We start from the raw sequence: 24,825 nt of genomic DNA on the forward strand, positions 1-24,825 counted from the left end.
CCGGATGTGAGGTTGTATAGGCCCGAGAACCGGGCCGGTAATTGCTATGGGCTCAGACCGTGGATCCGCCGACGAAGGAGAAATTCGATGCCACGCGATTGAACAATTGACAAAAATCCTGATGTGAGAGGAAATGAACGGCCGACCTGATGATGTTGCAGATATGCTGCATCTCAAAGCTTAGCCGAAAATTGCTCCGGGCGTGACTTGGCCTGCGCGGCGACCCATCTAGGATTGACCATCATCAACACGGTTCTAGGGAGTTTTCGATGGCTGTTTTTTCAAACTCCCCAGTGGCTTCCGCGAATATCGCCTGAGCCTGCAGCGTTTTCCCACGCGACAGAACCTGATCGACAAGCACTAAACGTCCCGTCGATCGTTCCTTACCAAACCATTTCGCGCGGTTTTGCGCGGACATTCTTTTTCTTATGACGGAGCCGGCGAAAGCCGGATACAGGCTCTGATCGACGCACGCGTCAGGGATGACAGCCCGAAGGGTGAAGACTTTGAATTCAAGGCTGCAGCGCAGCCAACAGCCCGGTCCCGGATGGTGAAGCCCTGCAGAAAAGCCAGGTCTCGCCTATGTGCAACAATTATGGACCACACATCCGCTACGCCGAGTACTGCAAAATGATGCAAGACTTGGCGCTCGGCATCCCGGCATGAAGCCGAACTCGATATGCCGCAGGCCGAGGAAATCAAAATAGGCGAGACCGCGCCGGTCATAAGGGCTGCCGACGACGGCATCGTTGAGCTACACCCTGTGGCGGCTTACACACGGTTTGACAGGTCCGCCATATTTGATGAGGGAACCAAAACGTGTAAGTCCACGCTCAGCTCCCTTCTGAGAGATCATTGAACAAACGGCGCGCACCCGCGCATTCAAGCCCGGCGCGCCCTTTAGTTCCTTCAGCGCGGCTTGATTTCGAGCTCATAGCCGCCAGCGGGCACTGTAAACTTATCGCCTTGAACGCAACATCTTGGCGTGAGGAATTGGTTCATGCGGCGTGAAGGCGCGCGATTTGGTGCCATGCTTGCATGGCTACTGTTCGCAGTGCGCGATGGTGGACGGATAGAATATCGTGGCGGGGAATGTGAAAAAGGTTGGTGATCGGGTCATGGATGGAAACGAAACGCTGAAGATGTCGTGCTGACTTGAAGCGCTTCATGATCCTCTCCCGTCGTCGGACGGGCTGATGGGAGTTTTCCGCCCATTTGTTCAATCCCTTATGCGATCGATGCTCAACACCCGGCATGACCTCCCGCTTTGCTGCACCATATGATCGCAGTTTGTCAGTGATCATCACACGCGGTGCGCGGCCTTGGGCTTTCAGGAGCTTGCGCATCAAACGTTTTGCCGCCTTGGCATTGCGGCGGCTTTGCACCAGCACGTCGAGAACAAAGCCGTCCTGATCAACGGCGCGCCAAAGCCAGTGTTTCCTTCCACCGATGGTGATGACAACCTCATCAAGATGCCATTTGTCCCCGAGCCTGCCGGCGGATCGCTTCCGGATATCGTTGGCAAAATGTCTACCGAATTTCTCAGCCCAGAGCCTCACGGTTTGATGAGAGACGATGATGCCACGCGCTGCCAGCAGATCCTCGACCATTCGCAGGCTAAGCGGAAACCGGAAATACAGCCAAACGGCATGGGCAATCACCTCGGCGGGAAATCGGTGGCGACGATAAAGAGGATCACGGCTAGATCTGGTCATGCAGCCAGATCCCACACTTTGATCGATGTCCGGTTAACGTTACGATGCCAGGGCAGGCGCTCCAGCCTGCTGATGCCCCCGTCGTAGGGCGGATCAAATCATCCTTGCATTTGCGGAATAAAACTCCATAAATGCAAGGATGATTGAGCGTCGAATTGAGAAAGACCTGCTGGATCTCATCGATTCCAGCCCCGCCGTCGCCTTGCTTGGTCCCCGCCAGGTCGGCAAGACCACGCTTGCCATCGATATCGGCACAACGCGACCGTCCATCTATCTCGACCTGGAATCGGAGGCCGACCGGGCCAGACTGTCGGAACCGGAACTCTATCTCGCCCAGCATGACGACAAGTTGGTGATCCTCGACGAAGTCCACCGGCTGCCGGGCCTCTTTCAGACCCTGCGGGGCCTGATCGACCGCAACCGCCGGGCCGGCCGGCGCAGCGGCCAATTCCTGCTGCTCGGCTCAGCCTCGATCGACCTCCTCAAGCAATCCGGCGAGACCCTGGCCGGCCGCATCGCCTATCTCGAAATGCAGCCGCTCGACGGGCTCGAAGTGGCCCCCGGCGATCTTGAGCGGCTTTGGCTGCGCGGTGGTTTTCCCGACAGTTTTCTCGCCTCCAGCGATCGCGCCAGCCTGCGGTGGCGGCAGGATTTCATCCGCACCTATCTGGAACGTGACATTCCCCAGCTCGGCCCGCGGATCCCGGCCGAGACGCTCAGGCGCTTCTGGACCATGCTGGCGCATCACCAGTCGGGACTTCACAATGCCGCCGAACTTGCCCGCTCGCTCGGCGTCGACGGCAAGACGGTCGCCGCCTATCTCGACCTGCTCGTCGATCTCCTGCTGGTGCGCCGCCTCGAGCCCTGGCATGCCAATATCGGCAAGCGGCTGGTCAAGTCGCCAAAAGTCTATGTGCGGGACAGCGGCATTGCCCACGCGCTGCTCGGGCTCGGCACCACCGAACAGTTGCTCGGCCATCCGATCGCCGGCGCCAGCTGGGAAGGTTTTGTCATCGAGACGATGATCGCGGCGGCTCCCCCCGGCACGGCTGCGCATTTCTATCGCACCTCGGCCGGCGCCGAGATCGATCTCCTCATCACCCCGCCGGGCGAAAGACCCTGGGCGATCGAGATCAAGCGCAGCCTCTCGCCCAAAGTCGAAAAGGGCTTCTATCTCGCCTGCGACCAGATCCAGCCGCAAAGGCGGATCGTCGTCTATCCCGGCGCGGAAACCTTTCCGCTGAAGAACGACGTGACCGCCATGCCGCTTTCCGCCGCCGCCGCCCTGCTGCGCAATCCGCATTGAGATCCGCCGCCCAGACTAATCGCCGTGAAAGCCGCCGTTTCATAGCCCTTCAGGCATGTTTTTCCATCCGAACACCATGCAGGCAAAAGCTGTCGGCGTCCAAGGAATACGGCGGAGACGCCGTCAACAATCCGTGCACCGAAACGCCAGGTCCGCCACTGGGTATTCCTGCCGCATCTTGCGCCAACGGTTTCTGCTGCGCGACCCACCTAACCCGCCAGAAACCTTTCCTCACCCTTGCCTTCAACAGCGCCATGATCATCGGGCCAAGCGAAAATTCGCCACGCCCGGCCCGCTGCAACCTATCCGCTGGCTTGGAGCGCCACCTGTCGCCGAGGACAAGGGACCATCACAGCGGTCCTCAAGCCGACGTTTCGGTGGCGCGCAAGCTCGCGCAGAAGATCCCGGCCCCGTTGACGCCGATATAGCCGCCAGCCTCCGAAACGGCCCGGATATGATCGTCGGTAATGTACGTTCGTGATCATAGAGCATGCGGGCGTTCGAATGCGAAGAAATCGGCGGATGCGAAGCCCCCATCTCCAGCACGTCAAAGGTGGTCTATACGCCGCAGTGGGTCAAGTCGACACGAATGCCGACCCGATCCATCCGAGCGACCAGGTCGCGGCCATAATCGCTCAGCCCGGCATTCCGCGGCTCGTCGCATCCGTCCGCGGAACATTTGCTTCATTGTACGCCAGAATTGAGCGACAAATGCCCGCCTGAAAAAGGGGAATGGTGTGCTGACTGGAAATGCAGCGATGCGGAAAATCGCCCCTCGTTCCGAGCGGCGATGACCTCCTTTGCCGTTTCTACCAGGGCAATGCCTGCGTCATGCATCAGCCCGGAAATCTCGCCGAAATTGGAGAGGCACTCGATCTCGAATTCCCGTCCGCTTGCCACGGTCAGGGAGACATGCGTGATGCCTGCCTTGTGAAAGCGTTGCACCTGTTCAGCGAAATTCGCCCCCCCCTGGGAGATAGGAACGGGACCAGGGTAAAAGGCCAACGATGACGCCTGGTCCAACCAGGGAAATCGCTCTACCAGGACATTGGTCATTGGGCGCCTTCCTGACAAAAGGCGATCAGGACGATGTCGACCCGGTGTTGGGGCATAGCCAGAACAGATTGCACACATCCGCTAACTGGTGCTGGGTTTCCGGCCATACGTGCCGCACTATTTGAAACGTGCGATGCTCATACCGACCAAGCATTCCGGATGCGCTCACGCAAATCGGTCATGCGCGGTACAGGTTCGTTGGCATAGACGAAACGCAGATATCGACCCGCCTGCGCAGCATCGCCCCAGTCGGTCATGGGAGTCGCGGCGATCGCGCCATGATCGAACAGTCGTTGCGAAGCCTCGCCCGGCTGCATGCCTAGAGCAACTGTGTCGATCAGCAGGGACCATCCGCCATCAGGCGCCACAACCGGCAAGCCGGACATGCTCGACAGGATATGATCGCGTCGTGCCTTCCATTCGGCCGTCGCCGCCGCAACACCGTCATCTTCTGCCGTCAGAGCTGCTGCTGCGCCATACATGGCGATACCCCCCTGGCAAACGATGTTGGTCAGGCTGACCAGCGTGATGTCCTGCATAATCTTGCGTGGACCGACGATCCATCCCACGCGCCAGCCGATCATTCGGTATTCTTTGGAGACTGTGCCGATCGTAATTACCCTCTTGGCCATACCACTGAAACTGGCAGGGTGAATGACCGACTCGTTCGTGAAGAGGATGCGCTCCATCGCTGCATCGTGGACGATCCAGGCGTCCGCTGCCTCGGCTACCTCGCAGAGCGCTCGCCATTCCTCGTGGGTATGTACAATTCCGCTCGGCATCGACGGGCTCATCGTCAGGATTGCCCGCACCTTGGGAGAGATCGCCTTTTTGAGCGCATCCAGATCCAGGCGCCAGCGGCCGTCCTGCACAACAAGCGGCACAAGCTTAGGGATGCCTCCGGAAAGCCGAATACGATTTAGCAGACCTGCATAAGCCGGATCCGTGATGATCACCTCATCGCCGGGCTCGATTAAAGCCAACAGCGTGTTCAGGACGCCGGACAAACCGCCGGAGGAAATGATGCATTCCGACTCCGGGTCATATTTGACGTCGGTCGTCGCAGACACGCGCGCCGCCGCAGCCTGCCGCAGCTCGTGGAGACCCGTAAACGGAAGGTAGCTATTGGCATTGTCACGGGCGACGGCGGCACGGGTCGCCTCGATCGCCGCTATCGGAGGAGCGATGTCGGTATCCAAGTTTTCAAAGCGCAGCATCTCAGGGTTGTTCAGCGCATCAGCTGCATTACCCACCCTGTCCACGCCGATCCCCGGTATGTGGGCAAGCCGCGAAACAGTCATACGATTCTCCATATTGGATCCAATCTGTCGCATTAGAACCAGAAATCGAAATTGATTGTCAAGACCTCAGTTGCTATGAGATTTTTATGAGCGACGAACACACGAAGCGTGGAGACCGTGCCCAACAAATACAAAGATTGATCCGTGATGCGATCATCACGGGTGAACTCGCGCCTGGGAGTGCCCTGCGTCAGGAGGAACTCGCCAAGACTTATGCATCAAGCCGAATGCCAATCCGGGAGGCTTTGCGATTACTCAGCGCCGAAGGGCTCGTGCAGCTCATCCCCAACCGAGGCGGTATAGTCGCACCGATTGACCTGAATGATATTCGCGAGAATTTCGAGATGCGGGAAGTGTCGGAGACGCTCGCGATTCGCTTGGCTTTACCGCATTTATCAAATTCCCAGATCGATCGGGCGGCTGAGATACAGAATCAGATTGAAAACTGCGCGATCGAAGATTTCGGAAGGCTCAACAAGGCCTTTCACCTTACACTGTATGAGCCTTCAAATCGTCCGAGGCTGATTGCCCACATAGGGAGCCTGCACGACATTGCGGACCGCTATCTCCGTTTCACGCTCCAGCAGCTAAACTACTTCGATCGCTCCTCAGCGGATCACAAAGCCATTGTAGAGGCATGCTATAAAAGAGACCAGGATGGAGCCGTAAAGCTTACGTCCTCCCATATTTTCGATGCTGGCAAGACGCTTGAGAGCTACCTGCGAAACATGTGAGCGCCTCATCGCCCGTACCACCCTGCGACAGAGTGTTGGCTTCCACACGGAACTAGCCCCTTATCCACCTAACCGGCTCAGTTGCGTGGAAGCCAACAATCACCGGTTGACGTAGATTTGGCGCAGATCGAGATCACAGATGCGAATTGTTGCAGGATCACTGCCTTTTTCGACCTGGAGCTTCAAATCCATATGCAATAGGCCGCCTGATGTCCGTAATTTTATCGGAGGGGTTTTTAGCAAGCCGGACCATCCCTCAGCCGGATATTGGGCGAATGTCCCGTCTCCCAAAACAAATGGGGCCAACGCAACTGAGGTCAGGGCGTCGTCTGCATCTTCACGCAATGTCAGCGAGATTTCCCGCCAGCCTTGGTGTGGGCCGACATTCACACAGCACGCGGCCTGAACCCAACTTCCCGCTGGCAGATTGTGATGGAAATGCCGGTCGGTACAATGAAAGACGGCCGAACCCTCTTCGAGAGACAGTTCCAGTGCGCGGCTTTCTTCCATCGACGGGTAGCGCACGGAACAACACAGTTTTTCCGTACGGTTCTCAGCCGCCAAAAAGTCCTGCAGATTTTCTGTGACGAGGCATTCTGGATTTTCCATCAAATTGCCAAGAGGATTGAGAAGCGCCTCAAATCTGTCATCACGCGATACTATCCGCGGAACGACGGGTGACAGGAACTGTGCCAGATACCGTGCAAGCGCCTTTCCCACTGCGTAGCCGCCAGCGATCGAAAAATGCGTTCCATCGTCGCTGAAGTTCTTCTTCGGCGTGCCAAACTCGCTTAGCGGATCGACCCAGTGCGCGTTCCAGTCGAATACATGGCAACCTCGCCTGCATCGCGCGAGCTCAATGGTTTTGCGGTTGATCCAATTGGCCTTTGCTCGTTCGGCGCCACCAGCAGCCCATTTCTCGGTCCCGCGCGCCAGAATAGGCAGCAGGATCACCGTTTTTCCGGCCTCCAGCAGGCAGTCGACAATTCTCTGGCGGGTGGCGGCGATGGCTTCCTTGGTCTCAAACATCATGTCATTGGTGCCCGCGTCGACAAGGATCAGGTCGAAATCGAGCGCAAGTACCTGATCAAGGCGACGCTCTATGTCATGGGCCTTCTGGCCCGAAACGCCGCAGTTCAATCCGCCAAACCCGCGGGTGACGCCGGCCCGGCCGCTCGGTTCCCATCCAGGCTGCACAGAGGGATCGTGAAACACGGCAATGTCGAGGCGCCCGCCTGAAAGCACTTCGGCCCAGGTGGACCAGCCGCGCGCCCACGACCAGATCTGGCGGTGATCGGCGAAATGATTCTGCTGAACGAGCGAGGTGCCGAGAATCGCCACCCGCCCGCCATGGATCGGAGTATGGAACATGTTTCACTCAGGAATTCAGAATGCCGCCATTGATGTCATAGCAAACGCCGGTGATGAAAGACGCTTCGTCGGAGGCAAGAAAAGACACGAGATTTGCAACTTCCTCGGACGAACCTTCCCGCTTCAAGGGTGTGGCGCCTGCCACTCTTTCGCGCACCTCTGGCTTGGTGAACGTGTCATGAAAACCGGTCGAGATCATTCCAGGGCACACGGAATTGACGCGAATGCGCGGCCCGAGTTCCTTGGCTAGCCCGCGGCTGAACGTCATGACCGCCCCCTTCGATGTCGCATAGGCGAGAGCGCCTGGGCCGCCGCCGTCGCGCCCCGCCTGGGAGGCGAATGTTACAATCGACCCTCCCTCCCCCATTGCCGGCACGGCAACCTTGGTCAGATTGAAGAGGGACGTCAGATTGACATCCATGACCTGACGCCAGAAGCTCTCATCCATATCGACAAGAGACTTGCGGGCAATCAGGCCGCCGGAGACATGGACCAGTACGTCGAGCTGGCCAAAGGCCTTCACTGTCTGTTCGACGGCGTTTAGCGCATCGGCCATTTTCGTCAGATCAGCCTTGATGGCGATGGCCTGCCCACCTTGCGCCACGATGGCCGCGACACACTGCTCGGCACCTTCGGCAGAGCCGTAATAGGTGACCGCGACACGGGCACCATCGCTGGCCAGCTTCAAGGCGCACGCCCTGCCGATATCGCGGCCGCCACCGGCGACGAGCGCCGTCTTGTTTGCAAATCTTGTCATAGGACTTTTCCTTTTCAGAAGCTTTTGGGAACGACGATACGCAACTTGTTGTCATCGACATCGGTGAAGTAGAGATCGGCGCTGAAACCCTGGTCGTCGATGAAGTGAAAGATTCGTCGCGGGTCTTTCAGCGCATACGGCACCATCAGGGTGACGATCGTGTGCTTTTTTGCAGCCGGAAATTCGGCTCTGAGATGATACTGAGTCTTCAGGCCAGCGACGTCCTCGGCGTCAATGCCAGGGAAGCCCTCGATCATCGCCAATGAGGGCGCCCCGGCTGCAGAAAACACGAACTGGCCATAAAGCCCCGCCTTTTCACCGGTGAAGCGAAACGTATTGCTGCCAACTTCCATCGGCGAGACGGTATGGTAGAGCCACTGCAGGGTCTTGGGTTGGGCGCATTCGACCCGATCCACCACCACGATGAAATCATGATGCGAGAAGTAAATGTCGCGTTCCACCCGCAACACGTCCGGCGTTGCTGCCTGATAGGCTGCGGTCGCATCGCCGCTGATGAAGTGGTGATCGGCCGCCTCGCGGGCCGCAATGATCCGGCCACTAGCTTTCTTAGCGATTGCCTTGTCTGTGCCAGCGTATTCGCCGATACCGCCGATCAGAATGGCATTCTTCGAGACCGTTTGGCGTCTCCATTCGCGGTGCATCGACGAATTGAAGGCGACATAATAGCCGCTCTGGATTGCCAGGTCCTCGCCGAAGGCATGGAGCAGAAAGGCATTATGGTCGCCATGGCTGTGGCTCAGCGACCCGAACGCGCTGCTCTTGAACAGAAACTGTATGTGGCGGTCCGGATCATCCATGTATTTCTGGATTGCCACCCAGCCGACGTCCTTGAACCACTTCAACTGCGGCAGATCGACCGGCTCTTTCGGCTCGATCTTTGGGAAATCATGGAAATAGATGAGGTCGTCGAAATTCAGATCCCACCATCCGTAATTGTAGAACTCATGGGACGTGCCTGCCGCGTCAGCCTTCAGCGCCTCGAAATACCACTGGTAGTAGGGATTGCCGGTCACCCCGGCAAACTGGCGAACATTGTATCCAACCTTCAGGCTCGGCAGATCACCCAGCGTGGAATCGTCGCCAAAGCAGGCACGGCGCGTACCAGGCGCCTTGGTGTAGAGCGGAAAGTCGCCGGTCTTTTGAAAGAATGGTCGTTGATAGAGATCGATCTTGAAGAATTTCTTGATCAGATTGGCCGCATCGATCAGATAGGCCATGCCGGTCATCCAGTAATGCGGACCTTCGGCCCAGCCACCGTCAGCGCTACCCCAAGGCGAATAGAGCGTGAACAGGAATTCGACGGTGTAGTCCAGCCAGCGATCGACGTCGTCGTCCTCACCGGCAAGCGCAATGCAGGCAGCCGTCAACGCGGCCGACAGCGAGCGCACGGCATGGCTGTCATAGGGAAACACATGGATGCGCGCGCGTGCCATCACATGGTCGGCGACCTCGCGGGTGCGCTGCAGCAGCCGGTCGCGCACCAGATTTCGCTCCGTCTCATCCAGATGATGGTAGAGCCAGTCATACCCCCAGGCGAGCGCCGATATGACACGGAATGCCGCCTCGTCGTTATAGGCGCGCGAGGTCGGCCCCTTCGGATCCCAGCCGGAAACCGAAAGCAGCCAGTTCCGGCCTTTCTCGATCATCTCGGCGTCGTCGAGTATGACACCCGCCACCGACAGGTGGCGGATGGCGTAAATCACCTCCTGGCAATCGATATACATCTGCCGCCAGAGCTGGGCGACGCGCACATTGTCGGGATAGGGCTTTGGCTCAGCGATGATCGCATGCGTTGTCCAAGGTTGGACCGATTCCGTCATGAAGGCCTGCCAGCTGCAGTGATCTGGATCCGTCTGGAGCGCGCCGCGGAAAGCGGTGATCTCATCCGGGTTCAGCCAGAGCCGCGGATGGCGCATATCTGCCGCTGCAAATCGAGCCGCCGAACGTGGCAGGCTGGTCTGCGGCAGATCGCCCACGATCTCGAAGCCGCGCAGCTTGCTCCAGTCCGATACGGCGGTGTTGTTTGCCGAATCCCAGATCGCATAGCGCCAGTGGTAATGACCGGGCTCGAACGTCTCGTCGGGCGTGAAGAAATTCCAGCCGATATCGGCAAACGTCTTGGTTGTTTCGGGTAAGAAGGCGTCGCTTGAGGAAACCTGGAGCACATAGTGGGCCGCATCGTCCAGTGCCGGAAGCCAGCTGAACCGCGGCGGGTTTTCCAGCGGTGCTTCAGCATCCGGCGCGTAAGCGATCGTCAGATTTCCAGGCCTTGGCTCGTCAAGATACAGGTGGCGGGGCGTAGCGGCGGCTTGTGTCATCTGGAGAGTGATCCTTGTTTTTTGCAACTTGAAGCGGGCAGCGACGGCGATCACACCATCGCTGCTTGGGATGATCTGCTACTTCTTGTCGTATTGCCGGTCATAGGCGTCCTGCATGACCTTGGCGACTTCGGGATAATTCATCTGCTTCAGGCGTGCCTGATAGGCGTCCCAACCGGTATTGGGATCCTGCGCGCCCAGCACCCACGTCTGCTGCATCTCGGTCATGTAGGTGAAGAGCCCGGGCCAGTACTTGTCGTAAATGCCGCGTTCCTGCTCGGTCATCGAAACGCCGGTGAATTCCGGCAGCAGAAGGCTTTCCTTCTGATACATGGCTATTCCGTCAAGGGCCATTTTGTTGGTCCACTGCGTTTCGGATTCATACGATGCGACATAGCCACGCGGAACGCCGGCGCCGATTTCCCACATCTGCGCATTGACCGGCTTGGGATTGTGCAGGACGCTGTCCTTGAACACCGGCTTGCCATTGATCATGTCGTAGGTCTCGCCCTCGACACCCCAGTTGGACAGGATCTTGCCCTGTTCAGAGAACCAGAAGTCGAAGTATTTTATGGTTTCGACCGGGTGCTTGTTGGAATAGGACATGGCCCAGCCAGCCGGCTGAACCGTGGCCCGGCGGCTGTCTTCGAACCTCTTGCCGGACACTGTTTTCGGCGGCAGCATGGGCCTGAAATTGATGCCGGGAACGGAGGCCTTCAAAGCGTCGGTATAGTTCGACGTGCTGGCGAACCAGTCATGGGTCATGCCGCCGAGATTGTTGCCGAGCATGTATTCACGCACACGGGCGCCGCGGGTGAACACCTCCTTGTCGATCAGGCCTTCCTTGAACCACTTGGCAAGATTGGTGATACCGGTCCGGTAGTTTTCTGTCGTCCAGGGATGCTCGATCTTGCCGTCTACGACATTGAAGTCACCATAGCGTTCGGAACCGGACACGCGAGCGTCCCACATGTTGATCAGCCTGACCGCCTCGATCGGCTCGCGGGCAAAATAGGGCACTTCGTCCTTCTTGCCGTTGCCGTTCGGGTCTTTGTCACGGAAGGCAACGAGGACGTCGTGGAGCTCGTCGACGTTCTGGGGTGTCTTCAGGCCGAGCTTGTCGAGCCAGTCCTGGCGAATGAACCAGGCGCGCGAGAACTCCCCTTCGGGTACATAGGGAATGAAATAGATATGACCGTCCGGGGCAGAAATCGCCTGACGAACAACCGGATGCTCGTCGAAGAATTTCTTCAGGTTCGGCGCATTTTCGGCGATCAGTTCGTCAAGCGGCAGGAAGGCACCCTCCATGCCATAGCGGATGAAATCATCCTTCAGCCCGCCGGTGACATCGCCGCCGACAATGTCGGGCAATTCACCGGACGCCATCAGCAGGTTAAACGCATCCCGGCTGCTGCTGGTCGCCAGCGATGCGACATTGCGGACATGAATACCGGTGAGTTCGGCGGCCTTCTTCTCCACCGGCCAGTTTTCCGTGTAGACGTACTTGTCGCGGAAATGGAAGTGGATCGTCAGTTCGAGCGGGTCCTTGACGATTTGCGGGCCTGCGTCCTGTGCCCGCAAAGGCACCGCTTGCAAAGCGGTGCAGGCGATCAGCGCGGATAAAGCGATGGATAGAATTTTCATGGTCGTTTCCTCCTCCTTGAGAAAATTTATTCTTTGACGCCGCCGAGCATGATGCCCTTGTTGAAGTATTTCTGGATGCGCGGATAAATCATCAGAACCGGGATAATCGAGACGATCATGATCGCGGCGGTGACGGTTTCGAATGAATAGCGCGATGTCAAAAGGCTGCCGGCGAACTCATCATTGGCACTGAGATCGACGATGATGCGCTTGAGGTAGAGCTGCAGCGGGATCTTGTCCTCGCCGCGCAGCAGCACCATTGCCCAAAAGTAGCTGTTCCAGCGCGAAACGATGCAAAACAGCGCGACGGTTACGATGGCCGGCTTCGACAGTGGAATGAACACCTTCCACAGGAGCTGAAACTCGCTCGCCCCATCCATCTTGGCCGCTTCCTCGAATGAGGCAGGAACCGCTTCGAAGAAATTGCGCAGCAGGATGACGTTAAAGGCATTGCAGGCAAAGCCGATGATCAGGCCGATGCGGGAATCCAGCAGACCGAGATCCCGCATATTGAGAAAAAACGGGATCATGCCGGCATTGAACCAGAGCGTGAAGGCGACCAGCAGGTTAAGCATCTTGCGTCCGCGAAACCGCTTGCGCGACAGCGCATAAGCGCCGGGGATCATGATCAGCAGGCTGATCGCGGTACCGCCGAAGGTGTAGATGAAGGTGTTGCCGTAGGCGATCCAGAACACCTTGTCCGACAGCACGAACTGGTAGGCTGCAAGCGTCAGGTCTTTCGGAAACAGCACGACCTGTCCGGAGGTCACCGCGGCACCCGACGAAATCGAGACTGCCAGGATGTAGATGAAGGGATAGAGCGTCGAAATCACGAACAGGCTGAGCAGGACGGCGTTGGCATATCCAAAAATTCTGTCGCCGCGCGAATAAAGATTGAAATTGGCCATGATCACTCACCAAAGGGAGGTTGAAGAGACCTTCCGGCTGATCCGGTTGGCCGTAAAAACAAGGGCGAAGGCGATGATGGAATTGAACAGCCCGGCGGCCGTTGCCAAATCATATTGCGTGCCCTGCAGACCGGTGCGGTAGACATAGGTGGAGACCACGTCGGCCGTCTGGTAGGTGGAGGGCTGATAGAGCAGGATGATGTATTCGAAGCCGACTTCGACGAGATTGCCGACGCGGATGATCAGCATGATAATGATCGTCGGCAGGATGCAGGGCAGCGTGATGCGCCAGATCATCTGCCAGCGCGACGCCCCGTCGACGCGCGCCGATTCATATAAGGTCGGGCTGACGCCGGCGATCGCTGCCAGATAGACGATCGATTCAAACCCGGCTTCCTTCCAGACATTGGAGCCGATGAAGATGGCGCGGAACCATTCCGGCTGGGTGAGGAAATAGATGCGGTCGAAGCCGAGTGCAGAGAGGATCAGATTGACCACGCCAGTGGATGGCGACAGGAAATTGATGACCAGCCCGGCAACGATCACCACGGAAATGAAGTGCGGCAGATAGACCACCGTCTGCGCGGTGCGGCGACCAATGGCACTTTGCAGTTCATTGAACATCAGCGCCAGGATGATGGGCACCGGAAATGCGAAGACCAGACCGAGTGAACTGATGGCGATAGTATTGACGAAGGCGCGAATGAAGATGTCGTCATGCAGCAATGTGCGGAAGTTTTCCAGTCCGACCCAGGGACTGCCCGCAATGCCGCGAAACATGCTGAAATCCTTGAAGGCGATCTGCAGACCTTCCATCGGCTTGTACAGGAACAGCGCGAACCAGAAGACCATCGGGAAAATCAGCACATAGAGCTGCCAGTCACGACGGATGTCGCCAAGCAGTTGGGTGAGATAGCGGGTTGCACGGTTTTCCATGATCGCTCCTCAAACCTTGGTGCCAAGGGCACGGCCACTCGTGCCGTCGAACACATGCACCTTCGATCCGTCGATTTTCAGCTGGCGAAGCTCGGTCAGCCTGGGAAAATCCATGGGCGTGATGATCTTGGCGACAAACGGACTGTCACGGAAGTGGCCATGCAACAGGGCTTCCGAGCCGAGTGGCTCGACTAGATCGATGGCGCAGTCGATGGATTGTGCCTCGGGTCCCAGGCTCTCGTTGATATCCATGTGCTCGGGCCGGATGCCGAGTGAAATCGGTTGTCCCTCTTCCAGCGTGCCCGACAGCGTGTCGGGAAGGCGCAGGACCGTCTGGCCTAAGTCTTTGCCTGTAACCACTGCACGCCGCTCTCCCTCGACAATCCTGACCTCCGCCGGAAAAAGGTTCATTGGCGGCGAACCAAGAAAGCTCGCAACAAACGTATTGGCCGGATAGAGGAAGAGCTCCATCGGTGTGCCCACCTGCTCCACACGCCCCGCATTCATGACAACGATCCGGTCGGCCAAAGTCATCGCCTCGACCTGATCATGCGTGACATAGATGCTGGTGGCTTTCATGCGGTGGTGCAGAAGCTTGATTTCGGCCCGCATCTGGGTGCGAAGCTTGGCATCGAGATTGGACAATGGCTCATCGAACAGAAAGACCTGCGGTTTGCGCACGATCGCCCGACCCATGGCAACGCGCTGGCGCTGGCCGCCGGAAAGATCGGCCGGCTTGCGCCTCAGATACTCGGTAAGGCCCAGAATGGCCGCAGCTTCGGCGACCGACTTTTCGATTACGTCCTTCTTCTCGCGTCGCACACGCAGCCCGAAGGCAATATTTTCGCCGACATCGAGATGCGGATAGAGCGCATAGTTCTGAAACACCATCGCCACGTCACGATCCTTCGGCGCCGTTTTGTTGACCACCCGTCCGCCGATCGACACGGTACCGCCAGAAATATCCTCAAGACCCGCGACCATGCGCAGTGTTGTCGATTTGCCGCAGCCGGACGGGCCGACCAGCACGACAAACTCGCCGGCTTTCACATTCAGGTTGATAGAGTGCACGACTTCGAGTGCGCCGTAGCGTTTCACTACGTCGTTCAATTCTACGGCAGACATCCGGTTCTCCTCCCGACGATGGCTATGCTATTGTGGCAAGCCTCGTTTCGGACTGCGTTTGGTGGGACTTTGGGCGTTCATGCGTTCAATGTAGTTCCATAGCTTCGGATCGCGCGACAGTTCGGTGATCTTGCTTTCGAGAGAACCGAGATGGCGGGTGATGGCGGCCACTGCCGACTCGGAATTGGCGCTGCGGATCGCCTCCAGCACGTCGCGGTGCTCGTCGATCACCTCCTCCGTTCGACGTACCGCGAATACGCGCTTCAAATGGCGCATCCGATCCATTTCGCCTTTGGCCTGATTGACCACCGACCAGACGCCGGCAAGCCGGGCGGCAGCGAAAATCGATTTGTGAAACTCTTCATCGAGCAGAAAGAACTGCGTGTAGTCTTTCTCCGCTGCCGCCGCGATCTGCTGATTGAGACAGACTTCGAGGCGACAGAGATCTTCGAATGTGTGGCGGCGCGCGGCCTCGGCCACAGCACCGCTCTCCAATTTGAAGCGGATGAAGCAGGCCTCGATATAGCGCTGCACATCGATCGTTGACACAAAGGTGCCGCCCTGTGGCACAACCCGCAGCAACCCTTCTTCGGAAAGACGGATGATGGCCTCACGCACCGGCGTCTTGCTGATGTTGAGAATCGCTGCCACTTCCTTTTCCGGCAGCGCCCGCCCCGGAAGCAGCTTCACCTCGACGATGAGGCTGCGCAGCAACGTGTAGACCTTGCTTGCGACATTGCCAGACTGGCTCATGCCCGATTGCTTGATCAGGTCTTCGAGGGGCAAAAAAGGAAATTCAGTTGGTTCCGACATATCTCTTCTTAAATTGATATCTTAGTTTTTGCATTGATATTCCAATCTGCGACACTGTCAACCACTTTCAAAGGTATTGAGGGAAATGCGCATCAGCACCGATAACACGGCTTATCAGAGATTAGCCATCAATCAGCTGTTCCTTGCTATCTCGCGCGGCAAACGCTATGTTGGAGCCACTATTTGATGAGGAACACCATGTCCGAACCACAGCTTTCCATCCGTAGCACCAAGGCGAGAGATCTGGCGCATGCGCTTGCGCGTCGCACCGGTCAGCCCATCAATCGGCTCGTCGAACTGGCGCTTGAACGCTATGACCAGGAACTGCGTGAGAAACCGGCGCAGACTCCCGCCGATACCCTGTGGCAACTCATGGCCGAAGGCCGACGCTCTGTCCCTGCCGGCACCACCTCTGCCCACGACGATATGTATGACGAACACGGCCTGCCGATATGATCGCCATCGATACCTCGGTTATTCTGGCCTCGTCGTTGAACGAGCCGGAAGCCGAACTCTTCCATTCACTCGTTAGTCGAGAAGAGATTTTGATCGGGTGGCCGACCCTTCTGGAGGCCCGTATGGTGCTGACGGGTAGAAATTTTCCGAACGCTGCGGCAATTATCAAGCAGCTTGTCGAACTGCCGAATGTCACGACGGTAGCCTTTAGCGAGCGGCATTATAACGCTGCGGAGAAAGCCTTTGACCGATTTGGCAAGGGACGTCACCCGGCCAGCTTGAACATGGGTGACTGCTTCTCCTATGCGGTAGCAGCGATCGCCAAGGCGCCCTTGCTGTTCAAAGGGCGGGATTTCGGGCAAACGGATCTGAAACTCCACCCTGCGTCGTCTATGGCATGACAGATGCTCACCGGGAGCCCGTTACTCGCCGTGCCGAACAACTCGACACGATCGCCGCCGTCCTGCCGATCGACCGGCGAGACGAGCTCGCCGAACTGCTGACAGATCAGGACATCGAAACGCTGCGCCATCTGGTCACCGAGGGCATGGGCGAAAACACGCTGCGTGCGCTGACCTCCGATCTTGCCTATCTGCAGGCCTGGTCGCTGGCCGCGACCGGCGCCTCCCTCCCTTGGCCGGCACCCGAAGCGCTGCTGTTGAAATTCGTCGCCCACCATCTGTGGCAACCCGAACAGCGCGAGATCGATCCTCACCACGGCATGCCGGCCGAAGTCGAGCAGAACCTGCGCGAGCAAGGCTTCCTTCGATCGCCAGGACCGCACGCGCCCGATACGGTGCGCCGTCGGCTTGCCAGCTGGTCGACGCTGACAAAATGGCGCGGGCTGACCGGCGTCTTCTCCTCCCCTTCGCTTAAATCGGCGATACGCCTTGCCGTCCGTGCGACACCGCGGACCCGAAAACGCAAAAGCGCCAAGGCAGTGACCGGAGATGTTCTTGCAAAGCTCCTCGCCACCTGCAGCACAGACAGCCTGAGGGATATCCGCGACCGGGCAATTTTGATGGTGGCGTTTGCGTCCGGCGGCCGCCGTCGCAGCGAGATTGCCGGTTTGCGCAGGGAGCAGCTCAGCATCGAGCCGCCCATCACCGTCGAAGGCGGCCCTCCCCTCCCCTCTCTCGCCATCCACCTCGGCCGCACCAAGACGTCCGGCTCCGTGCACGATGAGGTCGTTTATCTGACGGGCCGGCCCGTGGATGCGCTCAACGCCTGGTTTGCGGTCGGAAGAATCGAAGCAGGGAGCATTTTTCGCAAGATCGATCGTTGGGGCAACGTTTCGAAGCGTGCATTGGAGCCAAGCGCGGTCAACGCCATCGTCAAGCACAGAGCGGCGCTGGCCGGGCTGGAGCCTGGGGAGTTTTCGGCACACGGTCTGCGGTCAGGCTATCTCACCGAGGCTGCCAACCGGGGCATTCCGCTGCCCGAGGCTATGGAGCAGTCGCGCCATCGCTCGGTTCAACAGGCCTCCAGCTATTACAACAACGCGACACGTCGGAGCGGGCGCGCTGCGCGCATGCTTTAAAGATCGGAGACCAAGCGAACATTCCTGAAGCTGGCTCAGTATGCACGACAACGCTGCCAAGCTCGGAACCTGGCAAGAGGTCCGATACCCGACTGTGTTCTCGAGGATCCGGCCGAGCAGCTAGAGAAGGCGAACTCTTGCGAGACACAATTCGATTTCGTTCTTCAGCATATCGGCGACAATTCTGCCGATGCGAGAGAGCGGCTTTCGCGCGTCGATCGCCAAACCCACCGTTTGAGGCTCTGCACCCTTGTCGCGAACCGGCAGAAAGAGAAGTGACCCGTCCATGATCTCCGGAGCAGCGTCGAGCTCAGACGTAAAGGCGATGTAGCGGCCGCTGCGCGCCAGCTGTTTGACGAGTTGCAATGAATTGGTCACCACGGCCTTCTGCGGGTCGGTGAACAGCCAGCCATAACGGGCATCGAGATAGCGGCGGATGAAGAGTGCCTTGCTCTGCAAAGCGATCGGATGGTGCACCGCTTCCTGCAGGCTCGTGGTTTTTCCCTTCGCAAGTTCGTGCCCGGGGGCGACGACGCAGCCGAAGGGAAGGTCGCTACTCCAAAGGACATGAACATCACGCCGGGGGGAGAGATTGAACGCGGCGATGATATCGGCATCGCCGGCGACCAGCGCCGACAGGGCATCGTCGGGGCTGGCGATCTCGACCTCCAGAGAAATCCGTGGGTGCTCTACCGCGAGCTTCTCGATGAACAGCGGCAGAAAGCCGTTGGCATGACTGTCCATCGCCACCAGCCGCACATGCCCCTGATGAATGCCTTGTAACTGCCGGATATCCGAAGCGGCCTTACGTTCGTCACTTTTCCACCGGCGAGCCAGGGCGACAAGTGCATCGCCGGCAGCCGTCAGCCGCATGCCGCGCGGCATACGTTCAAACAGCTCAACGCCCAAATCAGCCTCCAGCAACAAGATCTGCCGGTCGATCGCGGATGCAGCAACGTTCAATTCCTTGGCCGCCTTCTGGATCGACCCGGAACGGGCGACCTGGTCCGCATAACGTAAGGACGCTGGCACCAGGGATCCACGCATAGCTTCACTCTCTCATCCATTCGAATAATTCGAATGGATGATTGCCTATTCTGCGATAGACGGCAACGGAATATTCGCCGATTGTTGGGGCATCAAACAAGGCGCACTGCACTTCGAGCAACCGTCCGACGAGGAACCCAGATGCAGACAGGGGAAAAAACGATACCGTTTGACACCGCTGCGCAAGTCGGTGAGACGACCGACCAACATAATGCGGGTATACTCTCCAGGCTCACCGAAAGGCTTTGGTCGGCGTTTTCATCGACCCGCCACACCGGTATCTTGCTGGTCGCGCCGGCACTTCTGTTTCTCGCAGTCTGGTTTCTCTGGCCGGTGCTCGCGATGATCTTCTCCAGCCTTTCGGCGCATAGCGTCGACGGCGTCATGGTGCAGGGCTTCACCCTCGAGAACTACACCCGGCTGTTTTCTTCGGATCTGTATTTTCGCATCCTGCTGCGCACCATCCGCGTCGCATTGCTGACCAGTGTTTGCGCCGCGGTCTTCGCCTACCCTCTGGCCATTGCCATCGCCCGCGGTGGGCCATCGCTTGCAAGACTGGTTACCATCACCATCCTCGCTCCGCTTCTGGTCAATGTCGTGGTCCGCTCCTACGGCTGGCAGACGATCCTCAACAAGACCGGTGCGCTGGCCTGGTTATTGAAACTGGTCGGCATCAGCAATCCGCCGGTTCTCCTCTATACCGAATGGGCAGTGCTGATCGCCTGCGTGCACGTCTACCTGCCTTTCATGGTCATGCCGCTCGCCTCGGCGATTGCGCGGATCGACCGGACAGTCGAGGAAGCGGCCCGGGTTGCCGGCGCCACCCGGCTGCGCGTCTTCCTGCGGGTGATCCTGCCGCTCAGCCTTCCGGGCCTTGCCGTCGGCGCATCGCTGGTCTTTTCGCTAAGCTCGGCCGCTTACGTCACGCCGCAGGTTCTCGGCGGCAATTTCTCGCCACTGCTCGGCACGCTGATCGAACAGCAGATCCTGACGCTCAACGACTGGCCGTTCGGCGCGGCGATATCAACGCTGCTGATCGCCATGGTGCTGGGCGCCAACCTCGTCTTCCTCAAAATCGTCAACCGGCGCTTCGCCCGCTGGACGGAGGCCACACGATGACCGAGACCGTCAGCCCACTCCTGAAGATTATTGTCGGCATCATCCTGCTGATTGTCGTCGCCCCCCTGATCGTGCCGCTGCTGATGTCGGTTTCCGACACAGCCTACATCGTCTTCCCACCGCAGGGGTTTACCCTCAAATGGTATGCGGCGGTGCTGACCAATCCGGAAGCCCAGGGCAGCTTCCTGTTCTCGCTGGAACTGGCCGCGATCGTCACGATCGTATCGCTGATCCTCGGAATCCCCTGCGCAGTCGGCCTCACCCGTTTCAAGGTGCCGGGGCAAGATATGGTGCTCGGCGTCATCCTGTCGCCGCTCATCGTGCCGCTGATCGTCACCGGGGTCGCGCTCCTGCAACTGTTCTCGATGATGGCGTCGCGTGCCACCATGCTGCAGCTTGTCATCGGCCATACGGTGATCTGCCTGCCCTATGTCATCCGCTCGGTGTCGGCGAGTTTCGTGCTGGTCAATCGAAACCTTGAGGATGCCGCCTCCGTTCTGGGTGCAGCACCGCATCTCGTTGCCACCAAAGTGATCTGGCCGCAGGTTCGGCCCGGTATTCTAGCCGGCGGCATCTTCTGCTTCATCGTCTCCTTCGACGATTACCCGATCTCGATGTGGCTTGCCGACGGCAACCATTTCCCGATCCCGCTTTACCTCTACACCATCATCGAGCGCTCCTTCGATCCGTCGATCGCCGCCATAGCCTCGCTGATGATCTTCTTCGCCCTTCTTCTCGTGCTCGTCATCGAGAAGGTCTTCGGGATCAGCCTTGCCCGCCTGGCCAGTTGATCCTCCTGAAATTTTGCCTGCATCCGCTCAACCATAAAAGGGGAAATGACATGACCAATATTTCGAGACGCACATTCGGCAAGCTTGCGCTCGGCGCGACCGCGCTTGCAGCCCCCATGGGCTTCGTCCGCAACGGCTGGGCCGCGGGCAAGGAAATCCAGATCGGTATCTGGGGTGGCTCGCAGGGCGAGTTCGTCAAGAAGGAAATCATCCCGGTCTTCGAGAAAGATTTCGATTGCAAGGTCACTGCCGAAGAAGGCTTCACTCTCGCCAATGTCGGCAAGATGCGCGCCACCAAGGACAATCCGAAATTCTCGGTAATGTTCATCGACGACGTCGCCATCCCGATCTGCAAGACGGAAGGCCTGATCGAGCCGCTTCCAAGCGGCGACATGCCGGCAATTTCCAACCTCTACCCGAAATTCGGCTTCGATGGTTGGGCAACCGCACTGGCGATCTCCGTTGGTAGCATGTTCCACAACACGTCGGTCGCGCCCCCGAACAGCTATGCCGATCTCTGGAAGCCAGAATATGCCGGCAAGCTCAAGCTGGTGAGCCCCAAGAACACCCCGTCGGTCTTCTTCCTGATCGTCGCCGCTGCGGTAAAATCGGGCAAGCCTTTCGCCGAGGCGCAATATCTGATCGACGACAGCTTCGACAAGGTGGCCGAGCTGAAGCCAAATATCATGAACCTGTTCGATAACGGCCCGCAGGCCGCCAACGAAGTGGCACAGGGTCAGGCGGATATCGGCCTGCTGGAGCTGTCGAAATACATCTATCCCTATACCGCGAAGGGCGCTCCGGTGACCATGAGCTTCCCGAAGGAGGGCAGCTTTGCCGGCAACAATTGCCAGGTGCTCGTCAAGGGCGCACCGAACAGGGATGTCGCAGTCGCCTTCATGAACCGCATGCTGGAGCAGAAAACCCAGAAGGCATTCAGTGAGTTCGCCTTGACCGCCCCGCCGGTCAGCGGCATCGAGTTCTCGCCCGAAACCCTGAAATACATCGCCTATCCGCTCGCCGAAATGGACAGGCGCGGCCTGTTCACCCCCGACTGGGAGTTCATCAACGCCAAGCGCTCCGCCTGGACCGAAAAGATGAACGGCATCTTCGCCGTCTGATCGCCATAGAACGTGCGGTCGGCTTCAAGGGCCGGCCGCCAACAGTCCAAGTCGATGGAGAAAGCCGATGGACAATCCTGCAATGACCTCGAAAAATGGCGGTGGCAGCGTCAAGCTCAGCGGCATCAGCCGCAGCTATGGCACCAACCAGGTCGTCAGCGACGTCAATCTGGAAGCCCGCAGCGGCGAGATCCTTGCACTTCTCGGTCCTTCCGGCTGCGGCAAGACCACGACACTGCGGATGATCGCCGGCCTCGTCCAGCCGACATCCGGCGACATCGCCATCGACGGCAAACCGATCACGGATCTTCCCGTCCATCGGCGCAATCTCGGCATGCTGTTCCAGAACTATGCGCTTTTCCCGCACATGACCGTGCTGGAAAACGTCGCCTTCGGCCTGACAATGCGGGGCATCGCCAAGGCCGAGATGGAACAGAGAGCCAGGCAGGCTCTGGCCCTCACCCATCTGACCGGCTTCGAGGACCGGATGCCGGCGGCCCTTTCGGGCGGCCAGCAGCAGCGTGTCGCGCTTGCCCGCGCCATCGTCTATAGGCCCAAGGTCCTGCTTCTCGACGAACCTTTCGGTGCCCTCGATAAGAAACTGCGTGAAGCGATGCAGATCGAATTGCGCCAGCTCTGCAACGAACTCGCGCTTACCACGATCCTCGTCACCCACGACCAGGAGGAGGCGCTGGTCCTTGCAGACCAGATAGCTGTCATGCGTGGCGGCCGCATTGAGCAGGTCGCCCCGGCACGCGAGATCTACGAGCGTCCGACATCGCATTTCGTCGCCGATTTCATCGGCACATCGAATTTTATGTCCGCAACCATTCTGGGCAGGCAGGAAGACAAGACCACATTGCGAAGCGCCACGGGACAAGTGTTCGAAAGCCTTGTCCCGAGCGCGCTCGGTGTCGGTCAAAAGGCCATAGTGGCGGTGCGTCCGGAAAGCGTTCGCCTTTCGCCCGGCGCACCATCCGAGGGTGCTGTCAATGCCGTCAGTGGTCAGGTCATCAGAACTGTCTTCAAGGGACAGGCGCTGTCCATCTGGCTGGACATACAAGGCTCGGAATTCGTCTGCTCGCTGCCGGTCGACAGCCTCGGAACCGCCCCGCCGCAGTCGGGCGAGGTCTGGACCGCGCGCTGGTCGCCAGAGCGTACGCTGATTGTCCGGGAGCAGTGATTGTCGATGACAATGCCTCATTCCCGGCCTGCTCCCGCCATCGGCGTTATCCTGCCGTCATCGAACCGCGTCGTTGAGCGGGTCACGCAGAACATTCTTGCCGACTATCCGGGTCTCGATGCCTGCTTTTCTCGTGTGCCCTACGAAGGCCATCCGCCGGACAGATATACTCTTGCCCCTTTTCGGCAAGCAGCTGACATGCTCGCCCAGGCCAGACCTGAAGTCATCCTCTGGAATGCAACGCGTGGCGCCTTGCTGGGCTTTGAGCCGGATCGACAGTTGTGTCGGATGATTGAGAAACGGACTGGAATCACCGCGACCACGACGGCCCTGGCGACCTCCAGGTTTCTCAACCAGCATCACCTTAAAAAAATAGGATTGCTTGCTCAGGGCGATGAGCAGGAAGGCAAGCGGCTCGTGCAGACCTTCGGCGGCGAGGGCATCGACATCGTCGCGGGCCGCAATCTCGGCATCACCGATAACTTTGAAGCATCGATGGTCTCAAACGAGACATTGGAAGGACTTGTGAAGGAACTGGCTCGAGACCCGCTTGATGCCGTGCTGATCTGGAGCACAAACCTCTCAGGCGGTCGCCTCGCAACAGACCTTACCAAAACCCTCGGAATTCAGGTTCTGGATTCAACGACGCTGGGAACACAGGATGCAATTGCACATGTCGCCCCTGCTTGCCGGTTATGCCAACGGCCTGCCTACCAGTAGGGGCGTTGCAGGCGTCGCGTAATTGCCCATTCTGCCGCGACGCAAATGTCAGACGTAAACTGAAAAAGAAATCGAGCAGACCGTCCTAAAACGCTACGGGGTTGGCGGATCATCATTCGGAGAACTTTCTAGCCGGAGGGCTGTATTGTACTTTGCGGCTCTCCAACCTCAACCGCATGTCCGTCTGGATCGTAAAAACGAAATACGTGCTGCCCCCACGCCTGCCGTTCGACGGGATGGATCAATTCGACATGCGGTGCGATGCTCTCGAATGCCGAGTTCACGTCGTCATGCTCGAAATACAACAACAGATTTCGCCGCCCATAGATCTCGCCAGCACCCAACGCTTCTCCCCAAACCGTCTGTTCGAGAGCCGCCCCATCGTGGATCGCAAAACCTGTCTCGAAGAGCACGAAGCTCCCTGCATCCTCCAACACCTTCAGACCAAGCGTCTTTTCATAGAAATCCCGGGACAGCTTGATGTCACGAACAAAGGGAATGGGATTGATAAAGCGCATTGGGGTCCGTCCGCTCATGGCATCTCTTCTTGAAGATATTCCCAATATAATCAGAATTTAAAAGGGGATCCAAACTCAGTCAGACCGCTTGAAAACTGGTTTCCGGATTCCGGAGTGGATCGTTCTGTGATATCTTTTGCCATGGCACATCTTCAGGAACAGATCGCGCGCAATTGCTGCTTCTGCCGGAGGCGGTCGATGATTACGTTGGGCCGGACAACCCGGTCCGCTTCATCGAAGCCTTCGTTGATCAGTTGGACCTAGCGAAAGCTGGTTTCATCCGTGTGACGGCGAAGGAGACCGGCCGCCCGGGTTATGATCCGGC

At 58.4% G+C, this 24,825-nt stretch carries 24 protein-coding genes and 1 pseudogene; 11 read left to right on the forward strand and 14 right to left on the reverse strand.

What is annotated here, in order from left to right; translation table 11 throughout:
* Positions 1–244: 244 nt before the first annotated feature.
* Both HGO38_RS30290 and HGO38_RS30295 read right to left on the reverse strand, forming a co-directional pair.
* On the reverse strand, positions 245–418 hold the full coding sequence (locus HGO38_RS30290) for a hypothetical protein (RefSeq protein ID WP_250959510.1): 174 nt from the start codon (positions 416–418) through the stop codon (positions 245–247).
* Positions 419–998: 580 nt separating this feature from the next.
* Entirely contained in the window at positions 999–1,715 is a 717-nt protein-coding gene (locus HGO38_RS30295; RefSeq protein WP_250959511.1) for an IS6 family transposase, read from the reverse strand.
* 139 nt (positions 1,716–1,854) lie between these two features.
* On the opposite strand from HGO38_RS30295, the gene HGO38_RS30300 reads away from it, so the two are divergent.
* A complete protein-coding gene (locus HGO38_RS30300) occupies positions 1,855–3,021 on the forward strand; it encodes an ATP-binding protein (protein WP_250959512.1) in 1,167 nt (388 codons plus the stop codon).
* A gap of 684 nt (positions 3,022–3,705) precedes the next feature.
* Here HGO38_RS30300 and HGO38_RS30305 read toward each other — a convergent pair.
* Together HGO38_RS30305 and HGO38_RS30310 are read right to left on the reverse strand one after the other, a co-directional pair.
* Positions 3,706–4,077, reverse strand: coding sequence for a hypothetical protein (locus tag HGO38_RS30305; RefSeq protein ID WP_250959513.1), 372 nt, complete (start codon positions 4,075–4,077; stop codon positions 3,706–3,708).
* Positions 4,078–4,214: 137 nt separating this feature from the next.
* Positions 4,215–5,378 (reverse strand): pyridoxal phosphate-dependent aminotransferase, encoded by a 1,164-nt coding sequence (locus HGO38_RS30310; RefSeq protein WP_250959514.1) that lies wholly within the window; start codon positions 5,376–5,378, stop codon positions 4,215–4,217.
* Between the two features lie 86 nt (positions 5,379–5,464).
* Here HGO38_RS30310 and HGO38_RS30315 point away from each other — a divergent pair, with 86 nt between their 5' ends.
* Positions 5,465–6,112 carry a GntR family transcriptional regulator gene (locus HGO38_RS30315; RefSeq protein ID WP_250959515.1) on the forward strand — a complete coding sequence of 216 codons (648 nt, stop codon included), beginning with the start codon at positions 5,465–5,467 and terminating at the stop codon, positions 6,110–6,112.
* Positions 6,113–6,211: 99 nt separating this feature from the next.
* Here HGO38_RS30315 and HGO38_RS30320 read toward each other — a convergent pair whose 3' ends face one another.
* The 8 genes from HGO38_RS30320 to HGO38_RS30355 form a co-directional block, all read right to left on the reverse strand.
* Complete coding sequence (locus HGO38_RS30320) at positions 6,212–7,483, reverse strand: SGNH/GDSL hydrolase family protein (RefSeq protein WP_250959516.1); 1,272 nt, start codon at positions 7,481–7,483, stop codon at positions 6,212–6,214.
* Between the two features lie 7 nt (positions 7,484–7,490).
* The gene (locus HGO38_RS30325; RefSeq protein WP_250959517.1) at positions 7,491–8,240 is read right to left on the reverse strand and encodes an SDR family NAD(P)-dependent oxidoreductase; all 750 of its coding nucleotides are present in this window, start codon (positions 8,238–8,240) and stop codon (positions 7,491–7,493) included.
* Between the two features lie 14 nt (positions 8,241–8,254).
* Positions 8,255–10,579 carry a DUF4962 domain-containing protein gene (locus tag HGO38_RS30330; protein ID WP_250959518.1) on the reverse strand — a complete coding sequence of 775 codons (2,325 nt, stop codon included), beginning with the start codon at positions 10,577–10,579 and terminating at the stop codon, positions 8,255–8,257.
* A 78-nt stretch (positions 10,580–10,657) separates the two neighbouring features.
* Positions 10,658–12,223 (reverse strand): extracellular solute-binding protein, encoded by a 1,566-nt coding sequence (locus HGO38_RS30335; protein ID WP_250959519.1) that lies wholly within the window; start codon positions 12,221–12,223, stop codon positions 10,658–10,660.
* Between the two features lie 26 nt (positions 12,224–12,249).
* Positions 12,250–13,131 carry a carbohydrate ABC transporter permease gene (locus tag HGO38_RS30340; protein WP_250959520.1) on the reverse strand — a complete coding sequence of 294 codons (882 nt, stop codon included), beginning with the start codon at positions 13,129–13,131 and terminating at the stop codon, positions 12,250–12,252.
* 6 nt (positions 13,132–13,137) lie between these two features.
* Entirely contained in the window at positions 13,138–14,067 is a 930-nt protein-coding gene (locus tag HGO38_RS30345) for an ABC transporter permease (protein WP_250959521.1), read from the reverse strand.
* Positions 14,068–14,076: 9 nt separating this feature from the next.
* Positions 14,077–15,192 carry an ABC transporter ATP-binding protein gene (locus tag HGO38_RS30350; RefSeq protein ID WP_250959522.1) on the reverse strand — a complete coding sequence of 372 codons (1,116 nt, stop codon included), beginning with the start codon at positions 15,190–15,192 and terminating at the stop codon, positions 14,077–14,079.
* A 27-nt stretch (positions 15,193–15,219) separates the two neighbouring features.
* Complete coding sequence (locus HGO38_RS30355) at positions 15,220–16,005, reverse strand: GntR family transcriptional regulator (protein WP_250959523.1); 786 nt, start codon at positions 16,003–16,005, stop codon at positions 15,220–15,222.
* A 198-nt stretch (positions 16,006–16,203) separates the two neighbouring features.
* Here HGO38_RS30355 and HGO38_RS30360 point away from each other — a divergent pair, with 198 nt between their 5' ends.
* Genes HGO38_RS30360 through HGO38_RS30370 form a run of 3 tightly spaced genes read left to right on the forward strand, consistent with a single transcriptional unit; the run spans position 16,204 to position 18,001 of the window.
* Positions 16,204–16,461 (forward strand): type II toxin-antitoxin system VapB family antitoxin, encoded by a 258-nt coding sequence (locus tag HGO38_RS30360; protein WP_250959524.1) that lies wholly within the window; start codon positions 16,204–16,206, stop codon positions 16,459–16,461.
* On the forward strand, positions 16,458–16,862 hold the full coding sequence (locus tag HGO38_RS30365; RefSeq protein WP_250959525.1) for a type II toxin-antitoxin system VapC family toxin: 405 nt from the start codon (positions 16,458–16,460) through the stop codon (positions 16,860–16,862). The genes HGO38_RS30360 and HGO38_RS30365 overlap by 4 nt, the downstream gene beginning before the upstream one ends.
* Positions 16,859–18,001 carry a site-specific integrase gene (locus HGO38_RS30370; protein WP_250959526.1) on the forward strand — a complete coding sequence of 381 codons (1,143 nt, stop codon included), beginning with the start codon at positions 16,859–16,861 and terminating at the stop codon, positions 17,999–18,001. The genes HGO38_RS30365 and HGO38_RS30370 overlap by 4 nt, the downstream gene beginning before the upstream one ends.
* A gap of 120 nt (positions 18,002–18,121) precedes the next feature.
* On the opposite strand, the gene HGO38_RS30375 is transcribed toward HGO38_RS30370, so the two are convergent.
* Positions 18,122–19,048 (reverse strand): LysR family transcriptional regulator, encoded by a 927-nt coding sequence (locus HGO38_RS30375; protein WP_250959527.1) that lies wholly within the window; start codon positions 19,046–19,048, stop codon positions 18,122–18,124.
* Between the two features lie 141 nt (positions 19,049–19,189).
* On the opposite strand from HGO38_RS30375, the gene HGO38_RS30380 reads away from it, so the two are divergent.
* The 5 genes from HGO38_RS30380 (at position 19,190) to HGO38_RS30400 (ending at position 23,982) form a co-directional block, all read left to right on the forward strand.
* Positions 19,190–20,167, forward strand: coding sequence for an ABC transporter permease (locus HGO38_RS30380; protein WP_250959528.1), 978 nt, complete (start codon positions 19,190–19,192; stop codon positions 20,165–20,167).
* The gene (locus HGO38_RS30385; protein ID WP_250959529.1) at positions 20,164–20,958 is read left to right on the forward strand and encodes an ABC transporter permease; all 795 of its coding nucleotides are present in this window, start codon (positions 20,164–20,166) and stop codon (positions 20,956–20,958) included. Before HGO38_RS30380 ends, HGO38_RS30385 begins: the two co-directional genes overlap by 4 nt.
* A 50-nt stretch (positions 20,959–21,008) precedes the next feature.
* A complete protein-coding gene (locus tag HGO38_RS30390) occupies positions 21,009–22,079 on the forward strand; it encodes an extracellular solute-binding protein (RefSeq protein WP_250959530.1) in 1,071 nt (356 codons plus the stop codon).
* A 67-nt stretch (positions 22,080–22,146) separates the two neighbouring features.
* A complete protein-coding gene (locus HGO38_RS30395; RefSeq protein WP_250959531.1) occupies positions 22,147–23,262 on the forward strand; it encodes an ABC transporter ATP-binding protein in 1,116 nt (371 codons plus the stop codon).
* A 6-nt stretch (positions 23,263–23,268) separates the two neighbouring features.
* Positions 23,269–23,982, forward strand: a complete 714-nt coding sequence (locus HGO38_RS30400) for an aspartate racemase/maleate isomerase family protein (RefSeq protein WP_250959532.1) — start codon at positions 23,269–23,271, stop codon at positions 23,980–23,982.
* 128 nt (positions 23,983–24,110) lie between these two features.
* On the opposite strand, the gene HGO38_RS30405 is transcribed toward HGO38_RS30400, so the two are convergent.
* Positions 24,111–24,500 carry a VOC family protein gene (locus HGO38_RS30405; RefSeq protein ID WP_250959533.1) on the reverse strand — a complete coding sequence of 130 codons (390 nt, stop codon included), beginning with the start codon at positions 24,498–24,500 and terminating at the stop codon, positions 24,111–24,113.
* A 131-nt stretch (positions 24,501–24,631) separates the two neighbouring features.
* On the opposite strand from HGO38_RS30405, the pseudogene HGO38_RS30410 reads away from it, so the two are divergent.
* Positions 24,632–24,825 (forward strand): annotated as a pseudogene (locus HGO38_RS30410) (IS5/IS1182 family transposase); the annotation flags it as partial.

The sequence above is a fragment of the Rhizobium sp. CG5 genome, assembly GCF_023701945.1.
Taxonomy (GTDB): Bacteria; Pseudomonadota; Alphaproteobacteria; order Rhizobiales; family Rhizobiaceae; genus Allorhizobium.